Raw genomic sequence first — 20,922 nt, 5'->3', positions numbered from 1 at the left:
TTATCTACAGTTAGCGTTGAATGAAATGATGCCGCTCTTCGCCGAATCTTTTGCCGTATGCCACGTAAAGTGACACTGTTGGTCGTTTTCGCCACCCCAGCGCGCAAGGCCCTCTCCGCTCACCGCCATGCCAGAGAGATAGACCTGCCCGTCATCGCCGACAATGCCGCTGCTTTCTCCTGCGGTCACAAAGCTACCGAACGGCAAGAATTTATTTTTATGACTCAGGGTCACTAACATGCTTTTGCCCACTCGGCCATTGAACGCCGCCTTGACCACGGCACCTTTCGTTGGCACCACGCGCATAACCGGATTGTCGACATCGGTTCCGTAATCCAGATCTTTTGCATCCAGCGCCACGCGGTTTTCGCGATAGGCCGATGCGAAAGGCTTAATTGCGTATCCTCGCCAATCAGTAGAAATACCCGTTTCATTTTCTACAGCGGTATATTTGATGCCCGGTGCGGCGACCAGGATATTGGTATCTCCTAACGTCTGGCCGACTGTCACCCCTTCACCGTGCAAAATGATCCCTCCTGCAAGGCCATAGCTTATCTGGCGGTAATCCTTACCATAGCTATATCCGGCATTACTGCTGCCGTATCTACTCTTATAAGTCTCGCTAAGGCTTCCTGAATTTCCGTTGCGCCCACTGTAGCCCTGGGTCATATTCCAGCTAAGTTTATTCTCATCAAAAGCCACCCCGCTCAGGCTCGACTGATGAGAGATATGTCCATTGTTATCACGGTTAATACTGTAATTAGCCCAGGTTTGTGAATTGGACATAAACGGCAGCGTATTTAACGGGAAGGAGACGTTAAAGTAGGCTGAACGATCGGGGCGCTGCGATGCGCCCGCAAAGTTATAATTGAACGTCAAACTGTAGCTGGCGCTGCCCCATGAGGCGTTCAGCCCCGTTTGCAGGGACTTTCTGGCATGAGGACTATGACGATAGGTTTCTTTTGTCCCTGACAGAAATATCGTCCCCAGCGAACCGACCTGTTGAGACATATTTAGCTGTATTTTGCTTTTTTTATGCTGTCGCAAATTAAAATAATTGCCGCAAGGTTTTCTGGTCAACGGAGCATGTTCATCTTGTAACGCTGTCTGGTGACAGGATTGATCGCGCCAGCCGGACATCTCCTGGCTGGCGGCTTCTTCCAACGTGTAAAAACCCGCAGTGGAATATCGGTAACCAGCAAGTTGGAAGGCTGTTCCTGTCGAATTCAAAGAACGCGCATACAAAAGACGCATAGAACGCCCCTGATATTGATCTCCGTTGGTTAGCGTGCTATTAGCCTGGGTAATATCCATCGAAATGGCACCGAGCCTGCCCAGATTCAGACCTGTCCCGCCGAGGAGAGAGGTATAGTTACGCGCAAGCTGCGTGCCCGTGTAGGCGGTGATATTATGCGCAAAGCCCCGCACCAGGGTTGCCTGCAAAAACGCCGGATGCTCATATCCCTGGCTATGGTTTTGATAGCGTCCCGCAGTCAGTGAGTATTGAGTTTGACCTTCGCGTTGCAACAAGGGCACCGAAGAGAAAGGAACCACAAAAGACGTTGTGCTGCCGTCCGCTTCGGTTATCAAAACATCCAGGTCGCCACTTGAATTGACCGCATACAGATCGTTAATCGTAAATGCGCCGGGCGGAACGTAAGTCTGATACACGTCATAGCCATTTTGGCGAACGATAACCTGTGCATTGGTGCGTGCATTGCCTCTGATTGTGGGGGCAAAACCACGCAGGCTGTCAGGATACATATTCTCATCGGTTGAAATCTGCACACCTCTGAAACTCACCGTGTCAAAGATATCTCCCCCTGTCGCCAGGTCGCCCAGCTGCACATGACTTTTCAAAGGGATCAACGAACGTTCAGCCCAGGTTTGCTGGTGTTGCCATTGGCTGTAACTGATCCCACGGCTGTGATACGCATTCCAGCTGCGATTGTCGCGTAATCGCCATGCGCCTATATTTATTCCCGTGTTCAGGTTTAAATAATGGCTGCGGGCCGTGCTGTTATGACTCTTCTTCTGATTGCCATTGAAGCTGTAATCCAGCAGTAGCGCGTTTATCCCTTCATCCCACCTTTCGGGAGAGATATAACCCTGCGCTTTATGCTGCATATGTGCTTGAGGAATGCTGATATCAAGACGCATCTTTTGAAAATTAAATGAAGTGGATGCGTTCTTGATAAATTGACCTGGCGAAAGGCACGCCTCATCTTTTATTGCGTTAAGGGCTGATAACGCATCAACGTTAACCCCCGCATCCGCTAAATCTGAGCGTGTCAGACAGGCCAGCAGGCCCGTATTATCTTTGACATATCCCGGTTGATGTTGTCCTGTTTCCTGGCTTTCATACGCCGTGAAGACCAGCTCTTTTTCAGTCCAATAGTGGTTATTGACAAAAATCGAGACGCGATACGTCCCAGGCATCTGCTGGCCATTTTTAGTGAAACGGCTTAGGTCTGCCACCCTATCGGGATCGTTTCCGATAAGCTCTGGCGCGAAATAAACCTCATCATTGGCCCGCACAGAAATAGAGCACAGCATGAGCAGAGCCAGAAATAACATACGGGTAATAAGCATTTCCCTTACTAATTGCCGTAATAAGTTTGTTTTCGACACGGGTTTACCATCCCTGAACACAATACAGATTCAGCCACAGAGCGCGCTTGAAAAATTATCCGCTTCGGCGCATGCCCCGATCTTATTGACCAGGATAACTCTTGTTCCCTACCGGCTTAATCTGTATAAAATGGACTATCACATGATTATTGCCGTAGCTGGATTTTTATTTCCGCAGTGACAGCACCAAAGTCATTAATCGTTCTGAACTTGACTTCATTATTGCTAAGGCTTTTTAAGGCGACCTGCTCACTGGTATGAGGCGCAATCATTCTGTCATCGACTTTTTGACCACCAATCGTTATCTGTGCCAGCGTCAGGTAATAAGGCGTTGGGTTTTCAATGGTTACCCCACTGCCCGTGCGTTGAAAGCGCATTTTTTCCGGGGCTTGCGCGGCAGGTAGCGTCAGACCTGACGGGCGATAAAACAGTTTAATGCGCGTTATTGCTGCCAGCATTAATACGTTTTGACCAGAAACCTTCGACTTATCAACGGATGGAATAGATTTAACGTTGAAATAGTAAAGCGTTTCACGCTCTTTATTTTGAGCACTCCCGTTATAAATCAGGCGTAGCGTATTTTCGTTATTCGGACCGCTAACATATAACGGCGGAGCAACAACAAAATCATGGCTTTTTTCACCCTTTGCATTTTCAACCCAAGACTGGACGAGAAAGCTGGATTTATCAGAGGTATTACGCAGCGACATGGTGACCTGCTTACTTTGCTCCGGATAAATGACGCGCGTACCGGTCAGCGTTATTCCCCCAGCCGATGACGACTGAGACATGAATAAGGCTAAAAGCGCGATTCCCCAGAAAAAGATATTTCGTATTGAAATAAAATACATACCATAACCTTTTAGAATTTTATGTATAAATCTGTGCATGCCTTACCGGCATGCACAGCAGAACGATACATCAGAGGGTGCTCGTTGAGATTACTCGTAGTTAACGCTGAAATTGACTACGGCGTTGGCGGAACCGGCTACCACTGCGTCACCAGTTGCGACGTAAGTCGCCGCAAACGGGATAAGATTGCTCCCGACATGCAGATTGCTGGAATTCGTTGCGGTTGAACCATTAATTTTCACAGGTACGTTATTTTGGCTGATTTGAATGCCCACGTTTTTCGCAACGGATTCTCCGCTACCGTTTGCGTTCAACGATAGTGTTGTGGAATCATCCCCCGCTGGCGCACCATTAAAGACAATTGAGGCTTTGGTATAATTTGCTGTCTCCGTCGGGTTCGCGCCGGGAGGGGTAAGATCACAGCCTGTCAGCTTGATATTGAAACCAACAGGTGAGCCTGTGCTCCCTTTTTTCCCGAGTGAATTGGCGGCAATTTGCCCCAGATTGACCATCTGCGACTCGGTATCGTTGTCTACCACACAAGGTGCGGAGACGACCGAACCGGTGAACTGGATCTTTCCACCGTCAACGGTCACTGGTTTGGGAGCAGCCGGTTCTGCCTTTGCGTACAAGGGTAATGCGCCCATAGTCAGTAACGAAACTACCGAAGCCAGCACGAAATTACTTTTCCCCATAATATTTCCTTTATTTATGACGTAAGTGTTTTCCAAAGAAATCAGCCACTATTAACTGTTTCCCATATTTACCGTAGCGAATGAAACTGCGATAAAACTTATAATCTAAATGTCAATGCAAACCCGTTAGCCAGTGAAACGTCCCGTGATGAATAGTGACTTCGATTATTTATTGTCACGGTAAATATCCTTTCAGGACGTTTCTTCACTCGAGGTACATTTATAAATCACGGGTGTTTAAAAATTGACAGGGATTCTAGAGCGGATTTCTCAATCAGGGAACTTTAAATTCTTTAGTTTATCTCTCTCATCGAATATTGTGATTAAGTCAATATAAATCAATGGGTTATTGATGGCTTGTGAAGAAGGTGAGATGAGCCTGAAGAGAAAAAAATAGAGAATAAAAGTATCTCATTACGGCTGTGGTGACAGGCTAATATATTTAGAGGTTTTTTCAGTGGCAGCAGGAAGATGAAAAGGAAAATGGTTTAAAGATATAAATAAACAGGTCTTGATAGGTTATTTCCTGTTCGTTAAGAAAATATGAATATGGAGTTATTTCTCTGCGCGTTGATTGAGATAGGTAATGAAGCCTGTTCTCTGCGCAGCGAGTTCAATTATGAGAGAAAATTCTGCCACTTTAATTTATTGCAATGAGTACAGATGCTGGCAATGCATGAGGAGGGAATTGACAGGGGCACAGCGTGCCGTGCCCCTTTAGAGAGGTTATTCGTTAATACGCGGATGCTGATTAATAAGATGGGAGCGCTTCGCTTCCAGCTCGGTAATCTGATCGTTTATATCTTCGATTTTCTGTTCGATATTATCGTGATGTTCTTGCAGGATCTCTTTAGCCTCCGCCATATCTGAAGCCGCAGGCGTTGCGCCACGCAGCGGCAGATTAGCGGTTTCCTTCATCATAATCCCGGTCACCAGGCCAATGACTGCCACCACCATCAGGTAGTAAGCCGGCATATACAGATTGCTGGTCGCTTCTACCAGCCAGGCAGCAGCGGTCGGCGTCAGGCCGGCAATCAGTACGGAGATGTTAAAGGCACTGGCCAGCGCGCTGTAGCGGATATGGGTTGGGAACATGGCTGGCAGGCTTGATGCCATCACCCCGGTGAAGCTGTTGAGGATCACCGCCAGTATCAGCAGTCCGGCAAAAATCAGCCCCATCACGCCGCTGTTGATCAGCATAAAGCACGGTATTGCCAGCGTCAGTAGCGCGATGCTGCCGATAATCACAAACGGGCGACGCCCAAATTTATCGCTCATCAGGCCCATCACCGGCTGTACAAACAGCATCCCCAGCATAATGGCGATGATGATCATCACGCCGTGATCTTCTGAATAATGCAGGTTATGCGACAGGTAGCTCGGCATGTAGGTCAGCAGCATGTAGTAGGTCACGTTGGTGGCAATCACCAGACCGACACAGGCTAACAGGCTTTTCCAATGTTTTGTCGCAATCTCTTTAAACGAGACTTTTGGACCGTCAGCCAGTCCTTCGCGATCGCCCTGCTCCAGCTTGTCAACATGCTGCTGGAACGCCGGGGTTTCTTCCAGCGCGTGGCGCAGGTAAAGCCCGATGATACCCAGCGGCAGCGCGACGAAGAACGGAATACGCCAGCCCCATTCAAGGAATTTCGCCTCACCGATGACGGCTGAAATCAGGACCACCAGTCCTGCACCCAACACGAAACCGGCGATAGAACCGAAGTCCAGCCAGCTGCCCATAAAGCCACGCTTACGGTCAGGCGAGTATTCAGCAACAAAAATGGAAGCCCCGGTATATTCGCCGCCCACCGAGAAGCCCTGTGCCATTTTACATAGCAGCAGCAGGATCGGCGCCCAGATACCAATCGAGGCATAAGACGGAATTAAACCAATACAGAAGGTACTGACCGACATGATAATAATGGTCATCGACAGTATTTTCTGACGGCCGTATTTATCCCCCAACGACCCGAAGAACAGGCCTCCTAATGGACGGATCAGGAAGGGAACGGAGAAGGTTGCCAGTGCGGCAATCATCTGTGTCCCTGGATCGGCTCCCGGAAAGAAAACTTGCCCCAGTGCATAGGCAACAAAACCATAAACGCCGAAGTCGAACCACTCCATAGCGTTGCCCAATGAGGCAGCTGTAATCGCCTTGCGTAATCTGGCATCGTCAATAATAGTGACGTCCTTTAACCCGATAGGCTTAACACGCTTCCTACGTAGTTTCATATCAAATACCCTGTCATTATCTGTTTTCCTGTTTAAAAACCCGTCATATTGTTCAGACGCCGCGTTTACAGCCTGAGTATGTAGGGGAATAAAACTAACGACAAAATGCACCATCGTCAGGCATTGGCAACATGCCAATGCAATACGGCAGCACACTCTGCCAGGTATCAGTATATCGTCTCTTCGCGTACTGACATAATTTCACTAAGAAACATCCGATGGCAGGTCAGAAAAGGGAGGGGCAGGATGGGGGTTTTGTTCTATCCACACCATCAGCGCAGCGCTGGATAGGGGACGCGCATAGTAAAAACCCTGTATAAACGCAACGCCGTGACTTTTGAGGTATTTCATCTGTAACGGAGTTTCTATTCCCTCTGCCACCACCTGTAGCGCCAGCTTGTGTGCCAGCTGAATAATGGTGTCCAGTATAGGTGTTTCCCCATAGGCTGATTCAATCGCGCCAACAAAACTTTTATCTATCTTCAGATAGTCCAGCGGGAAGGTTTGCAGATAGGTCAGGGAACAGTGGCCCGTACCAAAATCATCAATGGCGACACGAATGCCTTCACGGCGCAGCTCAGCCAGCTTATGTGCGACCCGATCGCCTTCGCTAATCAGACTGCGTTCCGTCAGTTCCAGCGTAATGATCGGTTGAAGATGGGCGATGCTCTGTGAGAACCCGCGAATGTCTTTAACAAAATCATCGTGCTGAAGATGATCCGCCGCCACGTTAATGCCGATATGAAAACCAGCAGGAACCTTCCAGCTGGCACAATCTCTCGCGATCAGTTGCAGCAAGTGCCGTGTCAGTGGAACGATCATGCCCTCGGCTTCGGCAGCAGCAATAAAAATATCGGGGCGTACCCAGCTACCGTCGAAACGCTGCCAGCGCATCAGTGCCTCAACCCCGGCTAACTGACCGCTTTCCAGGTGACAAACCGGCTGATAATGTACCGAAAACTCACCACATGCCATTCCCCGACGGAACTCATCGCGGTATGAGCTTCTGCGTCGCAGCCAGCTATTGGTGACGGCGACAAACAACACCGAGAGGATCGCCGCCATCGGCATAAAAGTGAGCAGTGTCTGGCGCCAGCTTTGCAGTGTTTCAGTACGCGGCGCGGAAATGCTGATAGCGATCGGATAATCGCTGGAACCACTGGTAAAAGTACGGGTTTTCCAGTTTTCTTGCTGATGGCTTAGGGAAGCTGCGTTGGCAATGGGGTAGCCTCCGCCGAACTGCATGGTGATGTAATAGCCAAGCTTCAGCCCCGTCACCCGCATAAGGTCAATCAGATACTGGCCATCAACCACGGCATAGCTGCCTGATCTGTCGGATGGCTGGCGCATAAATATCACCGCAGGACGATCCTGAACACCGAAGGTGCCGGCAAGAGAGAGCGTCCACCACGATTGATCGGACGAAGGGAGAGAATGGCGGATCATCCCTGCCACCGGGCCACGGCTGGCACCAAAGGCCGAAGAGCAATATACCGTGTTATCCTGGGTCAGACCGACCGAACGAAAATAGGGGGTGAGTGCGCCCAGCTTCTGCAATTGAGAGAGGACATCTTTGCAAGGCCGGTTGCCGAGTGTTTTCAGACTGTCGGTCACATCCCAGGCGAGATCGCTGATGTGTTCGGCCTGGCTTAACAGTGCAGCTGCGGTCATTTCCTGCTGGCGAGCCACCGTCTGACGCGCTTCAATAAAAGTAAAAAACAGGCAAAGCAGCAGCGGCAGCAGGCCGGCCACGACCAGCCAGATACGCTCATGATTAGGCTTTACAAATGCTTGCAAGCAGTTCCCCTGTGAGCGCGCGGCGGCGCACGAATAGGCCGAAGCGGCGGTGATTACTGCACTGATTATCCAATAATTATCGTCACGCCACAGCGCCGAGGCGACGATCGTCAATGCTGGTCAACAGCAGTATAGCGTTACCGGCTGTGACGACCGTAATATATATCAAATAACGGCAGCTTAGCGGAGGGGTTGCGCGAAGCCATTGCTCACGGCTAAGCCCGCTTACGTCCGTTGCCTAATAAAATGGCCAGCTTGCTGCCGCCCGGGGTGATTTCCATCAGAATTTTACTCACGCTGGTCAACGGCACCGACAGCAGCATTCCGACCGGGCCAAGCAGCCAACCCCAGAAAATGAGTGACAAAAACACCACCAGGCTCGACAGTCCAAGTCCGCGTCCTAATATCCGTGGCTCCAGCAGATTACCCAGCAGCATATGGATGCTGACAAATAGGGCGGCGACCAGCCCGGCCTCCAGCGGCGTATTCAGCAACAGCGCCTGTAATATCGGCGGAATTCCCGCAATCACCGGGCCAATATTAGGAATAAAGTTGAGTACAAAGGCCACGATGCCCCACAGCAGGGCAAACTTGATGCCCAGCGCCAGCAGAGCCAGCCATACCAGAACCCCGGTGACCAGACCGATCAGTGCTTTCAGCGTCAGATAGTGCGTCACGCCTTTCAGTGCCTTATGCAGTCCGGCGATATGGATTTGCGGATTGATTAGCGCATAACGCAGCTTATACGGCAGATGATGAACCTCAAAAAGCATAAAAATCACCGTCATGATCACCAGCACCAACTGCGTCATCGCACCGGAAAACTGTTTAAGCATGGTGGTGGCAACATCCATCATCGCGCCGGGGTCAAGCCGCTGAGCCAAGGATGAACTGGAGATATTCAGGTGAAAACGGGCGGCGAGATGCTGCAACACGCCGAGCTTCTGTGCTGATTGAGCCTGTAGCTGCGGATAGACTTCGTTGAACTCCTGTAGCGAACCGGCCACCATGATGACCAGCAGCGTCAGAACCAGCAGCATCACCACCATGACGAGGGTAATGGCCATTCCGCGCCGTACTCCACGGCGTATCAGCACGCTGACCAGTGGGTTGATGACGATAGCAAAAAACAGTGCCAGTAAAAAAGGCACCACAATTTCGGCTGACAGCTTGATACCGGCGAGGATCACCACCAGGGTGGCAAGCTTCAGTAAAATATTCTGTCCGACTTTCTCCTGTGGCAATGGATTCATTGCTCCTCCGTTTTCAACGTATGCGCAGCAAGTGTAGCGGCTGTGAAAATCGGCTCGGTGACTTTAAGAATCGTCGCTATGGTGGTCATCGGTAAGGGGGAAGGGGAGGGAGGAGAGCTATGTCCCCATGCTGCGTTGAGGCAGCATGGGTAACATTCTTTCGCTGGCTAGTCCTGCAATAGCGCGAGGCTCTGGCGGATCTCGCGTTCAATATCTGCCGCCTGCCAGTTTTCCATCGCCGGGGAAAAGGGTTCAAAGGCGTAAATGCCACGGTAGCCCATCTCCTCCAGGCGCTGTACCTGGCATACGCTTTTCAGCCGATCTTCCGGGTGCAGCATCAGGCGTTGGTCATCGGTCAGTTCATTGACCGGGCGTTTATCAACCACCCCTGACAGGTGCACCAGTCCAATCTGCTTAACATCTATTCCCTGCGCAAAATCCTGCTCCGCGCCTTCATACAGGTGGTGATGGAAGCTATCGACCAGTATCTTAAAGGGGACTCCCGCCTGGGCGATCAGCTGCTGCGCCAGACCGGCAGACCGCAGGGAACTGATCGAAAAGCCCAGTGGTTCAACCAGCCCATTGATCCCGTAGCGCGCAAACAGCGGGGCCAGCGTGCTCAACGCCTTTTGCGTATCGTCAGCGGAAATCTTTGTGCCGTCATTCAGTGGGCACATCACCAGCGCACCGGCACCGATTGCTTGCGCCGTCTGTAACAGGCTTTCGGCACGATCCAGCAGTTCATTATCGATCCGATTAAATGGATACAGCGCATTGATAGTGACGATGTCCAGCTCATACTCTTCTGCCAGTTTGCGTACCTGATGAGGGCTCAGGTTATCGGTAACGCTGCCGCTTTTCATATCGTTACGTAGTTCAATCTTATGCAGATCCAGCCTGCTTACCAGCTGGAAGAAGGCTTCGAGACTGAGAGCGGGAGCAATCTTACGGTTAATGCAAAATCGGGATGGATCGATAGCCATAGCAGGTTTCCTGTTCAGTCGGCTGGCCGCGTTAAAAGTGATACCCGCCATACATCGATCGGTGCGGTTCCCCCGCACAGCCAGGGTAGCGGTTATCTGTGCCTTACAGGAAAACATTTATTTCATATATCGTGAAACATGAAATTTAAATTTTTAGATGTGTCTCGCAGATTTTCACTCTTTCCGTGCTTATACCTGTTTCTTGCTCTATCAGGACGGGATTTGGCCCGCTTTTTTCCCAGTTTCTGACCATAACACCAGGCAGTATGCTGCCTGAGGTGCAGAATTTTTCCTCCGGTGCATGACGGGCTTTACCCTGTGCAAGAGTGAGATAAAAAAATGCGATCCATTTCGCTAAAAACAAATTTTCTAAACTTTGATATTTGAAAAATTTATTCCATTATCGTACTGTTTCTTTACGCATCAGGTTTTTGTCCGTCGCGGTGGCGTAAGGCAGTCACGCTGCATGACCGGCAACGCCTGGCCGACATCACATCCAAGAGGCCAGAACATGACTATCACAGGAAATTTTATTGGCGGTAAAACGTCTCCGAGCGCCAGCAACGAAACCATCCCGATTTACGATCCGGCAAGCGGTAAGCCGGTGCGTGAACTGACGCAAAGCACCCGTGAAGAAGTGGCACACGCCATCACGGTGGCCCATGATGCCTTTGATAGCTGGTCGCGCACCTCTCCGCTGCGCCGGGCGCGCATTCTGTTTAACTTTAAAACGTTGATGGAACAGCACCGCGATGAGCTGGCTGAACTGATTGTCAGTGAACACGGCAAAGTTTGGTCAGATGCGCAGGGTGAACTGACCCGTGGTCTGGAAGTGGTGGAGTTTGCCTGTGGTATTCCGCACCTGATAAAAGGCGAGAATTCGGCTGACGTGGGAACGGGCGTTGACAGCTACTCGCTGATGCAGCCACTGGGAGTGGTGGCGGGCATCACCCCGTTTAACTTCCCGGCGATGGTGCCATTGTGGATGTTCCCGATCGCGCTGGCCTGCGGTAACACCTTCGTATTGAAACCGCCAGCGCTCGACCCCTCTGCCTCGGTGCGTATGGCGGAACTGTTAAGCGAAGCGGGTCTGCCGGATGGCGTTTTTAACGTGATCCACAGCTCAAATGAAAACGCTGAACAGCTGTATAAAGACGCGCGCGTTCAGGCGGTCAGTTTTGTCGGTTCATCCACCGTCGCTGAGCATATCTACACCACTGCCAGCGCCCACGGCAAACGCGTGCAGGCATTCGGCGCAGCAAAAAATCATGCCATCGTTATGCCGGATGCCGATCTGGATGCCACCGTCAACGCGATTATGGGCGGTGCGTTTGGTTCAGCCGGTGAGCGTTGCATGGCGCTGCCGGTGGTGGTCGCGGTGGGTGATGATACTGCGGACAACCTGATTGCCGCATTGACGCCGTTGGTGCAAGCGCTGCGAGTGGGGCCGGGTATACACAGGGGCAACGATGAAAATGAAATGGGGCCGGTTATTTCCGCTGCACACCAGAAGAAAGTCGTGGGTTACATCGATAAAGGGGTGAGCGAGGGGGCAAAACTGGTGGTCGACGGGCGTGAGATCCAGGTTGCAGGTCATCCTGATGGTTACTACGTTGGCGGTACGCTGTTCGATAATGTGACAACAGATATGACTATCTGGCGTGAGGAGATCTTCGGGCCGGTACTGAGTATCGTGCGTGCGCCTGACTATCAAAGCGCGCTGACGCTGGTAAACAGCCACGAGTTCGGTAACGGCAGCGCCATATTTACCAGCAATGGCCATACCGGACGTGATTTTGTGCGTGAGGTGCAGGCGGGAATGGTCGGTGTTAACGTCCCGGTTCCGGTGCCGATGGCTTTCCACAGTTTTGGCGGCTGGAAACGGTCCGTCTTTGGTGCGCTGAACGTACATGGCCCGGACGGCGTGCGTTTCTATACCAGGATGAAGACGGCCACGGTGCGCTGGCCGAGTGGTCAGAAAACCGTCTCTGAATTCAGCATGCCAACGCTCGGCTAATTGCCGTCTTTATACGCCGTTTGTAGTGAGATAAGGAGCTGATTTCTATGTCATTGCTGCACAAAGTTAATCCGCCCGATGTGCAGGGGCGTATCCAGCATATTACCCCGCAAGGCGCTGGTTGGCGCTATGTCGGTTTTTCCGCTTACCAGTTGAAAAAAGGGCAGTCGCTGTCACTGGCAAGCGGTGATAAAGAGCTGTGTCTGGTTCTGGTTGCGGGCCTGGCATCGGTAAAAACCCGTCAGGCTGAATTCCCGCATATCGGTAAACGCCTGTCGCCGTTCGAACGTACGCCGCCTTACTCGGTGTATATTCCGCCTGATGAACAGGTAGACGTGCTGGCTGAATCCGATCTCGAGCTGGCGGTGTGCAGTGCGCCTGCGGTTTCCGGCAAACTGCCTGCACGTCTTATTGCGCCGCAGGACGTGGGCGTTGAGCAGCGCGGCAACGGGCGCAACCAGCGTCTGGTACACAATATTTTGCCTGACGATAAGCCGGCAGACAGTCTGCTGGTGGTGGAAGTGTATACCGACGAAGGCAACACCAGTTCTTATCCGAGCCATAAGCACGATCGTGAAGATTCAGACCAGGAAACCTATCTGGAAGAGACTTATTACCACCGTTTCAATCCGGAACGGGGTTATGCCATGCAGCGCATCTACACTGACGACCGTTCACTGGATGAGTGCATGGCACCCTATAACCGCGATGTAGTCACCGTGCCGCGCGGCTATCATCCGGTAGCGACTATCGCCGGGTATGATAACTATTATCTCAACGTGATGGCCGGGCCGGTGCGGCTATGGAAATTCAGCTGGGAAGAGGATCATGCCTGGGTAAACAGTGCAGATTATCCGCGTAAACGGTCATCCAGCGGTTAAAATTGATGTGAATGGCGTGATATGGCGGGTGACCGGATCGGCTCACCCGTTTTTTATGCTTTTGGCGCCTGGCCTGCGTTGTTCAGCGCCAGTGATACCGCCAGCGTCTGTGCCAGACACAGCGAAGCCACCTGGGAACGGAAGCCGTCGACCTGCGCTTCACGCACCACAAAACAGACATCGCTGAAGGCGGCTAATGGGCTGACCTGGCTATCGGTAATCGCTATCTGCTGCGCCCCGCGCTTCGCTCCCAGCTCCACCAGCTCTATCGCTTCGCTCGCATAAGGCGAGTAGCTGATGGCGATCACCACGTCTTTCGGGTTCACCATACTCAGCTGCTCGGCAAACATGCCGCCCAGCCCGTCGATCAGAAAGGCACGGCGTTCGAGATGACGCAGGGCATAGGTCAGATAAGACGCCACGCTAAACGAGCGGCGCAGGCCTATGACGTAGATGTTGTCTGCCCCATCAAGCAGCTTCACCGCTTTTTCCAGCTGTTCTGGATTGATCTGCATCGCCAACTGTTGCAGCGCCTGTGCATTCACCATGCTAAATACGTTGAGGATCTCCGCCGGGCTTTCCGGCGCGGCATGCGCTTCATCCGTTGCGGTCTGGCGGAACAGGCGTGCTCGTTCGGTATAGCTGACCGTCTCTTCCATCAGGTGCTGACGAAACACCTGCTTCATTTCATTGAAGCCGCTAAAGCCAAAGGCGTTGGAAAAGCGGATAAGCGTGGAAGGCGGTACGTCTGCCTGCTGGGCGATGGAGGCGACGGTATCAAAAGCGATGTTATTGCTGTTATCCAGAATATAGCGTGCCACCTGCTTCAGGCGCTTACTCAGGGTATCGTAGCGATGACGGATATCGTCCTGTAACAGAGAAAGCTGGGTAGGATTATTGGCCATTAAGCGACTCGCTAAAAGAAAAGAAAAATTTGCTGTAGGTCATTCTATCAGATGAACGATAAATTTCACTTGGTGAAGAAACCAGCAGCTTTTATTTCATCCGGTATGAGAAATAGTTCACGAAATTGTCGATTGTGGCGCAGAAATGATCTGATAAGGGCAGCTTCGTGTACGAACTGCCCCATTTTGCTTACACATATCCTGTGCCAAAGGTGTTTTACTGCAACGGGCGTACCTCACGCCAGTATCCGATAAGCGTCAGATAGTTGTTTTTCACCCTCTTAATCAGCGTGGCATCATCCAGTTCGTTCTGTAGCCATTGCCGCGAAGGCTGGGCAAAGATAGTGCGGCCGACCGCAAAGCCTTTGACCCACGGTGAGCGGGCAGCAGCGGCAAAACCGGTTTTCAATTTGGCTTCCGCTGCATCCAGGCCCAGAAGCAGTATGCCCCGGCAGTGTGGATCATGTTCTTCAATCAGTTCGCCAATGTCTTGCCAGCTGGCTGGGGACAACGGTGGCAGCTTCCACCAGTCCGGTTTAATGCCCATCTGGTAGAAGTGGTTCAGGATCTGCGCATAGTATTGCTCGTTTTTATCCGGGCTGCTTTCCGGCAGGATCACTTCCAGCAGCAGCTCATGCCCGGACTTGTTACAGCTCTTCCACACATCCAGCAGCAGTTCATCCTGTGCCTGGCGCATCTCTGCGTCGTCATGCGGATGGTAGAAGGTCAGGCATTTGACGACATGCTCCTGCGGCCAGTCGATCAGTTGGGAGCCGATATTGCCATGTTCCAGACGCAGCGGACGCGATCCGGGTAATTCAATGGGGCGGGCGATCCACCAGCCTGTGCCGGTTATCTCATTCAGGGCGGGCTGACCATAGGTGGTATCGGCCAGAATGCCGCAGCGGCCATTATCAAGGCCCGCCTCTTTTGCCGCCTCACGTGCCGCCCGTAGCAGCAGATTTTTCAGTTGGGGAATGCGCGTCTCATCCGCGCCCGCTTCTGCTGCCATATCGACCAGCTGTTTACGATGGTCGAAGGCGAAGATATTGAGTTCGTGCCAATGCTGCTTCCGGGTGGTCACGCGATGCAGGTGATTCAAACGACCGTCGAGATCCGGGCGCTTCACCGCCTGTTGGCGTCCGAGGAAGTCGTCAAGCTCCTCTTTGGTCGGCATCGCCGGAGCACAGCCGTGACGTGATACCACCAGCGCCCCGCAGGCGTTAGCGTAACGGCAGGCCTGTTCCCAGCTTTCATCGTTAAGCCAGCCGCGCAGCAGGCCGGACATAAAGGCATCACCTGCGCCCAGCACGTTCAGCACTTCAACACGCACCCCGCTGTGCAGTTTTGTCTGCTGCCAGGTGTCCGGGATCTCGCCTTCGAACACCACACAGCCCAGCGCCCCACGTTTGCATACCAGGGTGGCTTTCGTCGCCTGGCGGACATTTTTCAGGGCGGTCAGACTGTCGGTACTGCCGCCGGCAATATGAAACTCCTCTTCTGTTCCCACCACCAGGTCGAAGTAGTGCAACACGTCCTGTAGCTGCTGGGTGACGTGTGCCGACTCGACAAAGCGAGTCTCACCATCGCCCAGAGAGGTTAGCCCCCACAGCACCGGACGGTAATCAATATCCAGCGCGCTGCGCAGGCCGTGGCGGCGTGCGATCTCTAACGCTTTTAACACGGCGGCGCGGGTATCAGCATGCGACAGGTGAGTACCGGTCACGGCAACGGCGCGTGCAGAGGCGATATACTCCTCCTGAATATCGTCCGGCACCAGCCCCATATCGGCACAGTTATCGCGGTAAAACACCAGCGGAAAGGTCTCCTGATCCTTTATTCCGAGGATCACCAGACCGGTCAGGCGCGTTTTATCGGTGATCAGGCTCTGCGTATCGCAGCCAGCGCGCTGTAGCTCTTCGCGCAAGAAGCGGCCCATATGTTCATCACCGACCCGAGCCAGCATCGCGGATTTCAGTCCCTGAATCGCCGTACCGTAGGCAACATTGCCGGATGATCCACCCAGATACTTGGCAAAGGTGGTCTCGTCCTCAAGACGAGCACCGATTTGCTGACCATAAAGGTCGACGGCGATCCGCCCGATACAAATCACATCAAGTGGCTTCTGTTGTGTACCCATACCTGTTGTTTCCTCTGTATATGCACCCTGCATCCCGGCGCGCAAGCCGCTACGGATACGACGATATAAAACACTATAAGAAATAAAAATTCCAAATTCAATTTGAAATGAAATTATTGCCCCGAAAGTGTGAGGTGGTTAAAACTCTGCGACGGCTGGTGGGGTTGCGCGGCGTCAGTCAGTTATTTCACGCTATTTCTGCGGCGTGCCCGGCCCTTTTTTAAGATTAAACGCACACTTGAAAACATATTGAAATGAAACGATTTTTTCTGTTGTTGATGCGAGAGGGGATGATCGTTTCATTTGCCCTTTGCCGGGCAGGCAAGTTTCCTCGGTTGCAGCGCATAATTTGATCTCTCTCGCAAAATGAAATGTTTCTTCTGTAATGGTATTTAGTGAAAAAAATATTTGTTTATAATCGGCTCACGTTTCACTTAACGCTGTCGTTGCCTGGCATCCAGAGCAGCGACCTGATGCGTACCCGGCAGACCTGATAACAGGGCTGGCAAAAGAGAAAGGAACAGCAAATGGGCAAAATCAGATTAACCACCGCACAGGCGCTGGTCAGATTCCTCGACAACCAGTATCTGTCGGTGGACGGCGTGGAAAGCAAGTTTGTTAAAGGTATTTTCGCCATCTTTGGCCACGGCAACGTGCTGGGTTTGGGCCAGGCGCTGGAGCAGGACAGTGGCGATCTGGTGGTGTATCAGGGGCGTAATGAACAGGGCATGGCGCATGCGGCGACGGGATTTGCCAAACAGAGGCTGCGCCGCGAGATTATTGCCTGCACCTCCTCCGTTGGGCCGGGTGCGGCCAATATGCTGACTGCCGCCGCCACCGCCAGCGCTAACCGCATTCCTTTGCTGCTGCTGCCGGGTGATGTGTTCGCCAGCCGCCAGCCTGACCCGGTGCTGCAACAGATTGAACAGAGCCACGATTTAAGCATCAGCACCAACGATGCTTTCCGCGCCGTCAGCAAATACTGGGATCGTATCAGCCGACCTGAGCAGCTGATGAGTGCCTGTATCAACGCCATGCGCGTACTGACCGATCCGGCAGAAACCGGCGCGGTAACACTTTCCCTGCCGCAGGACGTTCAGGGTGAAGCCTATGATTATCCGGACTATTTCTTCCAGAAGCGCGTACATCGGCTCGATCGCCGTCTGCCGACCGAAGGAGAGCTGGCTGATGCGCTGTCGCTGATTGCCGGGAAGAAAAGGCCAATGATTATCTGCGGTGGCGGGGTGAAATACTCCGGCGCAGGCGATGCCTTACGCGCTTTTGTGGAACGCTATCAGATCCCATTTGCTGAAACCCAGGCCGGTAAAGGCACGATCCTGTCCGATCATCCGCTAAATGTCGGCGGCGTGGGGGAAACCGGCTGTCTGGCGGCGAACCTGCTGGCAAAAGAGGCCGATCTGGTGATCGGTATCGGCACGCGCTACACCGACTTCACTACCGCGTCGAAATGGATTTTCCAGCACCCGGATGCCAGCTACCTCAACATCAACGTCAGCCACTTCGATGCCTGTAAACTGGATGGCGTGCAGATGGTGGCGGATGCACGGGAAGCGCTGAATGCGATTAACGGCCGTCTGGCGGCCACGGGATTTCAGCATGGCTGGGGCGAAAAAGTCTCCCAGGCACAGAGCAGGCTGCTGAAAGAGACGCAACGTGTTTACTCGGCAGTCTACAGCGGTGACAATTTTATCCCAGAAATTGACGATAATATCGACCGTTCAGCGCTATACGCCGAATTTAACCGTCTCACCAACTCCTTTCTGACACAGAGCAGCGTATTGGGAACGCTCAATGAGCATCTGCCAGGCAATGCGGTGATCGTGGCGGCGGCGGGCAGCCTGCCGGGCGATCTGCAACGTATGTGGCGTACCAAAGATGACAACAGCTATCACGTCGAATATGGCTATTCCTGCATGGGCTATGAGGTCAATGCCGCACTGGGCGTCAAGCTGGCTGAGCCGCAGCGTGAGGTGTATGCCCTGGTGGGGGATGGCTCCTTTATGATGCTGCATTCCGAGCTGGTGACCTCGATTCAGGAGGGCGCAAAAATCAACGTGATCCTGCTGGATAACATGGCCAACGGCTGTATCAACAACCTGCAAATGGAACACGGTATGGACAGTTTCACCACCGAATTCCGTTTCCGCGACATCGAAGGCGGCAAGCTGAACGGTGGGCTGATCCCGGTTGACTTCGCGGCAATCGCGGCGGGCTACGGTTGTAAAACCTGGCGCGTGACCACGCTTGAGCAGCTGCATGCCGCGCTGATTGCCGCGCAGAAAGAGACGGTATCGACGCTGATCGATATTAAAGTTCTGCCAAAAACCATGATCCACAAATATTTCAGCTGGTGGCGCGTGGGCGGAGCCCAGGTCTCTAACTCGCCGCGCATTGATGCCGTCGCGCAGATGCTGAATGAACATATTGACCAGGCGCGTGAGTATTAATCACTGGGGCGTTTGTGTTTCATATCGAACGGGCGCTAACCTCGTCACCCGACTTGGCTCGGTTAGCCTGATTTCTCCTATATCGTAAGGAAAGGCCATGACATTAAGACTGGGTGTAATCGGAACGGGGGCTATCGGTCAGGAACATATCCGCCGCTGTAGCAAAGTGTTGCGGGGAGCGCAGGTGGTTGCCGTCTCTGATATCAACGTGGAAGGGGCTAAAGCGGTGCTGGCCCGTATCGGTATTGACGCGCAGGTATTTGCCGACGGTTACCAGGTGGTGAAATCACCGGATGTGGATGCATTGCTGGTGACCTCCTGGGATCCCACTCACGAAGAGTTTACCCTGGCTGCCATCGCGGCGGGCAAGCCGGTATTCTGCGAAAAACCGCTGGCAATGAGTGCTGAAGGCTGCCGCCGCATTGTTGATGCTGAAATCAAGTTTGGTAAACGTCTGGTGCAGGTGGGCTTTATGCGTCCTTACGACAGTGGCTATCGGGCGCTGAAAAACGTTATCAGCCAGGGGGACATTGGCGAACCGCTGATGCTGCACTGCGCGCACCGTAATCCCACCGTGCCGGAGAGTTACACCACCGATATGGCTATCACCAACACCCTGATCCACGAGCTGGACGTGCTGCGCTGGCTGACCGAAGACGAGTACAAGTCGGTGCAGGTGGTGTTCCCGCGCTCAACCCGTCATACACATGGCAAGCTGCGTGACCCGCAGGTGGTGTTGTTCGAAACCCGCAAAGGTATTCGCATTGACGTGGAGATCTTTGTCAACTGCGCCTACGGCTACGACATCCAGTGTGAAGTGGTCGGTGAAAACGGCATCGCCAGGCTGCCGGAGCCGTCCGCAGTACAGATGCGCAAAGATGCCCGGCTGTCGACGGCGATCCTTACCGATTGGAAAGATCGTTTTATCGCCGCCTATGACGTTGAACTGCAAGCCTTTATTAATGACGCCAGCGCCGGAAAACTGAACGGGCCATCCGCCTGGGACGGTTATGCCGCCTCTGTGGCTGCGGACGCCTGCCTGAAAGCGCAGGACAGCGGTGGCATTGAGCCGATTGAATTACCACAGCGTCCGGCGTTCTACCGCTAAACACGCTTGCGGGTGAGATAACGGCTAAACACCGTACTGCTTTTTATGACGGAGATTCTGATGAAAATTGCCTTTGACGTTGATGTCATTAAAGATTTGGGCATCACCAAAATGGTTCACCAGGTGGCTGACTGGGGTTACAAATATATTGAGCAGTCGCCCCATCCGCAGATCAACCCATTTTATAAACATCCGAAAGCCAGCCGTGAAATTATCACCGAGTACAAGAACGCGCTGCGCGCGACCGGGCTGGAAATCTCCTCTTATATCGTGGTGTACCGCTGGTCTGGCCCGGACGAAGCGCGCCGCCAGGCCGCCGTGCGTAACTGGAAACGGATGATTGAAATTGCGGTGGAAACCGGGGTGCAGGTGATCAATACCGAGCTTTCCGGCAACCCGAATGAGCCTGAAATCTGTGAAGAGATGTTTTATCGCTCAATGGAGGAACTGCTGCCGATTGTCGAGCGTGAAGGGATCCGCATTGAAATTCAGTCTCACCCGTGGGACTTCTGTGAAGAGAACAATGAGACCGCCGATCTGGTGAAATCGTTTCGCAGTGATAACGTCAAATATCTTTATAGCGTGCCGCATACCTTTTTCTACGACAAAGGCAAAGGGGATGTGAAGAGCATGCTGGAGTATGCCGGTGCAGATCTCTCGCATGTGCTGATCGCTGACACCATGAACCACACCAAACACTGCCGCTATATCGTGAATCCACCGGGCGTTGACGCCGTGGTTCACCAGCATGTCGGCGTGGGCGAGGGGGAAGTGGACTTCCCAACGCTGTTCCAGACATTGCGTGAGATGGATTTTGCCAACCGCACTTATCCGGTCGGAGGCGAATCGATTATCGCCTCTTCGCTGTTCGGTTATCCGGAAAAAATGAAATATCAGGCGGTGGAAACGCGCGAACTGATCGAACGCGAGCTGCTGTGCAAATAATTGCGCGGCAGCCAA

General features: G+C 52.7%; 14 protein-coding genes. 5 read left to right on the top strand and 9 right to left on the bottom strand.

Annotated features, from left to right (window positions below):
• The 7 genes from EPIR_RS16880 to EPIR_RS16850 all read right to left on the bottom strand — a co-directional run bounded on the left by EPIR_RS16880 (nucleotide 1) and on the right by EPIR_RS16850 (nucleotide 10,443).
• The gene (locus tag EPIR_RS16880) at nucleotides 1–2,556 is read right to left on the bottom strand and encodes a fimbria/pilus outer membrane usher protein (RefSeq protein ID WP_167337190.1); all 2,556 of its coding nucleotides are present in this window, start codon (nucleotides 2,554–2,556) and stop codon (nucleotides 1–3) included.
• Between the two features lie 221 nt (nucleotides 2,557–2,777).
• Nucleotides 2,778–3,521: a fimbria/pilus periplasmic chaperone gene (locus tag EPIR_RS16875; RefSeq protein ID WP_240987377.1), complete on the bottom strand. Its 744-nt coding sequence runs from the start codon at nucleotides 3,519–3,521 to the stop codon at nucleotides 2,778–2,780.
• Nucleotides 3,522–3,572: 51 nt separating this feature from the next.
• Entirely contained in the window at nucleotides 3,573–4,178 is a 606-nt protein-coding gene (locus EPIR_RS16870) for a fimbrial protein (RefSeq protein ID WP_023656696.1), read from the bottom strand.
• Between the two features lie 726 nt (nucleotides 4,179–4,904).
• On the bottom strand, nucleotides 4,905–6,410 hold the full coding sequence (proP, locus tag EPIR_RS16865) for a glycine betaine/L-proline transporter ProP (RefSeq protein WP_048697977.1): 1,506 nt from the start codon (nucleotides 6,408–6,410) through the stop codon (nucleotides 4,905–4,907).
• Between the two features lie 204 nt (nucleotides 6,411–6,614).
• On the bottom strand, nucleotides 6,615–8,207 hold the full coding sequence (locus tag EPIR_RS16860; RefSeq protein WP_023656693.1) for an EAL domain-containing protein: 1,593 nt from the start codon (nucleotides 8,205–8,207) through the stop codon (nucleotides 6,615–6,617).
• 215 nt (nucleotides 8,208–8,422) lie between these two features.
• Nucleotides 8,423–9,460 carry an AI-2E family transporter gene (locus tag EPIR_RS16855; RefSeq protein ID WP_023656692.1) on the bottom strand — a complete coding sequence of 346 codons (1,038 nt, stop codon included), beginning with the start codon at nucleotides 9,458–9,460 and terminating at the stop codon, nucleotides 8,423–8,425.
• A gap of 167 nt (nucleotides 9,461–9,627) precedes the next feature.
• Complete coding sequence (locus EPIR_RS16850) at nucleotides 9,628–10,443, bottom strand: TIM barrel protein (protein WP_023656691.1); 816 nt, start codon at nucleotides 10,441–10,443, stop codon at nucleotides 9,628–9,630.
• Between the two features lie 511 nt (nucleotides 10,444–10,954).
• Between EPIR_RS16850 and EPIR_RS16845 the strand changes: the two genes are divergently transcribed.
• A complete protein-coding gene (locus tag EPIR_RS16845; RefSeq protein ID WP_023656690.1) occupies nucleotides 10,955–12,460 on the top strand; it encodes a CoA-acylating methylmalonate-semialdehyde dehydrogenase in 1,506 nt (501 codons plus the stop codon).
• Between the two features lie 47 nt (nucleotides 12,461–12,507).
• The gene (gene iolB, locus EPIR_RS16840; protein ID WP_023656689.1) at nucleotides 12,508–13,341 is read left to right on the top strand and encodes a 5-deoxy-glucuronate isomerase; all 834 of its coding nucleotides are present in this window, start codon (nucleotides 12,508–12,510) and stop codon (nucleotides 13,339–13,341) included.
• Nucleotides 13,342–13,394: 53 nt separating this feature from the next.
• Here the strand turns inward: iolB and EPIR_RS16835 are convergent, their stop codons facing one another.
• On the bottom strand, nucleotides 13,395–14,246 hold the full coding sequence (locus tag EPIR_RS16835) for a MurR/RpiR family transcriptional regulator (protein WP_023656688.1): 852 nt from the start codon (nucleotides 14,244–14,246) through the stop codon (nucleotides 13,395–13,397).
• 217 nt (nucleotides 14,247–14,463) lie between these two features.
• Nucleotides 14,464–16,386, bottom strand: a complete 1,923-nt coding sequence (locus EPIR_RS16830; protein WP_023656687.1) for a bifunctional 5-dehydro-2-deoxygluconokinase/5-dehydro-2-deoxyphosphogluconate aldolase — start codon at nucleotides 16,384–16,386, stop codon at nucleotides 14,464–14,466.
• 527 nt (nucleotides 16,387–16,913) lie between these two features.
• On the opposite strand from EPIR_RS16830, the gene iolD reads away from it, so the two are divergent.
• From iolD to EPIR_RS16815, 3 genes are all read left to right on the top strand, one after another.
• Complete coding sequence (gene iolD / locus EPIR_RS16825; protein WP_023656685.1) at nucleotides 16,914–18,854, top strand: 3D-(3,5/4)-trihydroxycyclohexane-1,2-dione acylhydrolase (decyclizing); 1,941 nt, start codon at nucleotides 16,914–16,916, stop codon at nucleotides 18,852–18,854.
• Nucleotides 18,855–18,951: 97 nt separating this feature from the next.
• Nucleotides 18,952–19,962, top strand: coding sequence for a bifunctional inositol 2-dehydrogenase/D-chiro-inositol 1-dehydrogenase (gene iolG / locus EPIR_RS16820; protein WP_023656684.1), 1,011 nt, complete (start codon nucleotides 18,952–18,954; stop codon nucleotides 19,960–19,962).
• 60 nt (nucleotides 19,963–20,022) lie between these two features.
• Complete coding sequence (locus EPIR_RS16815; protein WP_023656683.1) at nucleotides 20,023–20,907, top strand: sugar phosphate isomerase/epimerase family protein; 885 nt, start codon at nucleotides 20,023–20,025, stop codon at nucleotides 20,905–20,907.
• Nucleotides 20,908–20,922 lie beyond the last annotated feature (15 nt).

The sequence above is a fragment of the Erwinia piriflorinigrans CFBP 5888 genome (assembly GCF_001050515.1).
Lineage (GTDB): Bacteria > Pseudomonadota > Gammaproteobacteria > Enterobacterales > Enterobacteriaceae > Erwinia > Erwinia piriflorinigrans.
Note: the sequence above shows the minus strand (reverse complement) of the source record. Positions and strands in the feature narration are given on the sequence as shown.

What these genes read in the sequence shown, in the direction of transcription:
- iolB (WP_023656689.1), top strand. Translation starts at nt 12,508, where the DNA reads ATGTCATTGCTGCACAAAGTTAATCCGCCCGATGTGCAGGGGCGTATC.
- EPIR_RS16870 (WP_023656696.1), bottom strand. Translation starts at nt 4,178, where the DNA reads ATGGGGAAAAGTAATTTCGTGCTGGCTTCGGTAGTTTCGTTACTGACT.
- EPIR_RS16830 (WP_023656687.1), bottom strand. Translation starts at nt 16,386, where the DNA reads ATGGGTACACAACAGAAGCCACTTGATGTGATTTGTATCGGGCGGATC.
- proP (WP_048697977.1), bottom strand. Translation starts at nt 6,410, where the DNA reads ATGAAACTACGTAGGAAGCGTGTTAAGCCTATCGGGTTAAAGGACGTC.
- iolG (WP_023656684.1), top strand. Translation starts at nt 18,952, where the DNA reads ATGACATTAAGACTGGGTGTAATCGGAACGGGGGCTATCGGTCAGGAA.
- EPIR_RS16855 (WP_023656692.1), bottom strand. Translation starts at nt 9,460, where the DNA reads ATGAATCCATTGCCACAGGAGAAAGTCGGACAGAATATTTTACTGAAG.
- EPIR_RS16880 (WP_167337190.1), bottom strand. Translation starts at nt 2,556, where the DNA reads ATGCTGTGCTCTATTTCTGTGCGGGCCAATGATGAGGTTTATTTCGCG.
- EPIR_RS16845 (WP_023656690.1), top strand. Translation starts at nt 10,955, where the DNA reads ATGACTATCACAGGAAATTTTATTGGCGGTAAAACGTCTCCGAGCGCC.
- EPIR_RS16835 (WP_023656688.1), bottom strand. Translation starts at nt 14,246, where the DNA reads ATGGCCAATAATCCTACCCAGCTTTCTCTGTTACAGGACGATATCCGT.
- iolD (WP_023656685.1), top strand. Translation starts at nt 16,914, where the DNA reads ATGGGCAAAATCAGATTAACCACCGCACAGGCGCTGGTCAGATTCCTC.
- EPIR_RS16815 (WP_023656683.1), top strand. Translation starts at nt 20,023, where the DNA reads ATGAAAATTGCCTTTGACGTTGATGTCATTAAAGATTTGGGCATCACC.
- EPIR_RS16875 (WP_240987377.1), bottom strand. Translation starts at nt 3,521, where the DNA reads ATGCACAGATTTATACATAAAATTCTAAAAGGTTATGGTATGTATTTT.
- EPIR_RS16850 (WP_023656691.1), bottom strand. Translation starts at nt 10,443, where the DNA reads ATGGCTATCGATCCATCCCGATTTTGCATTAACCGTAAGATTGCTCCC.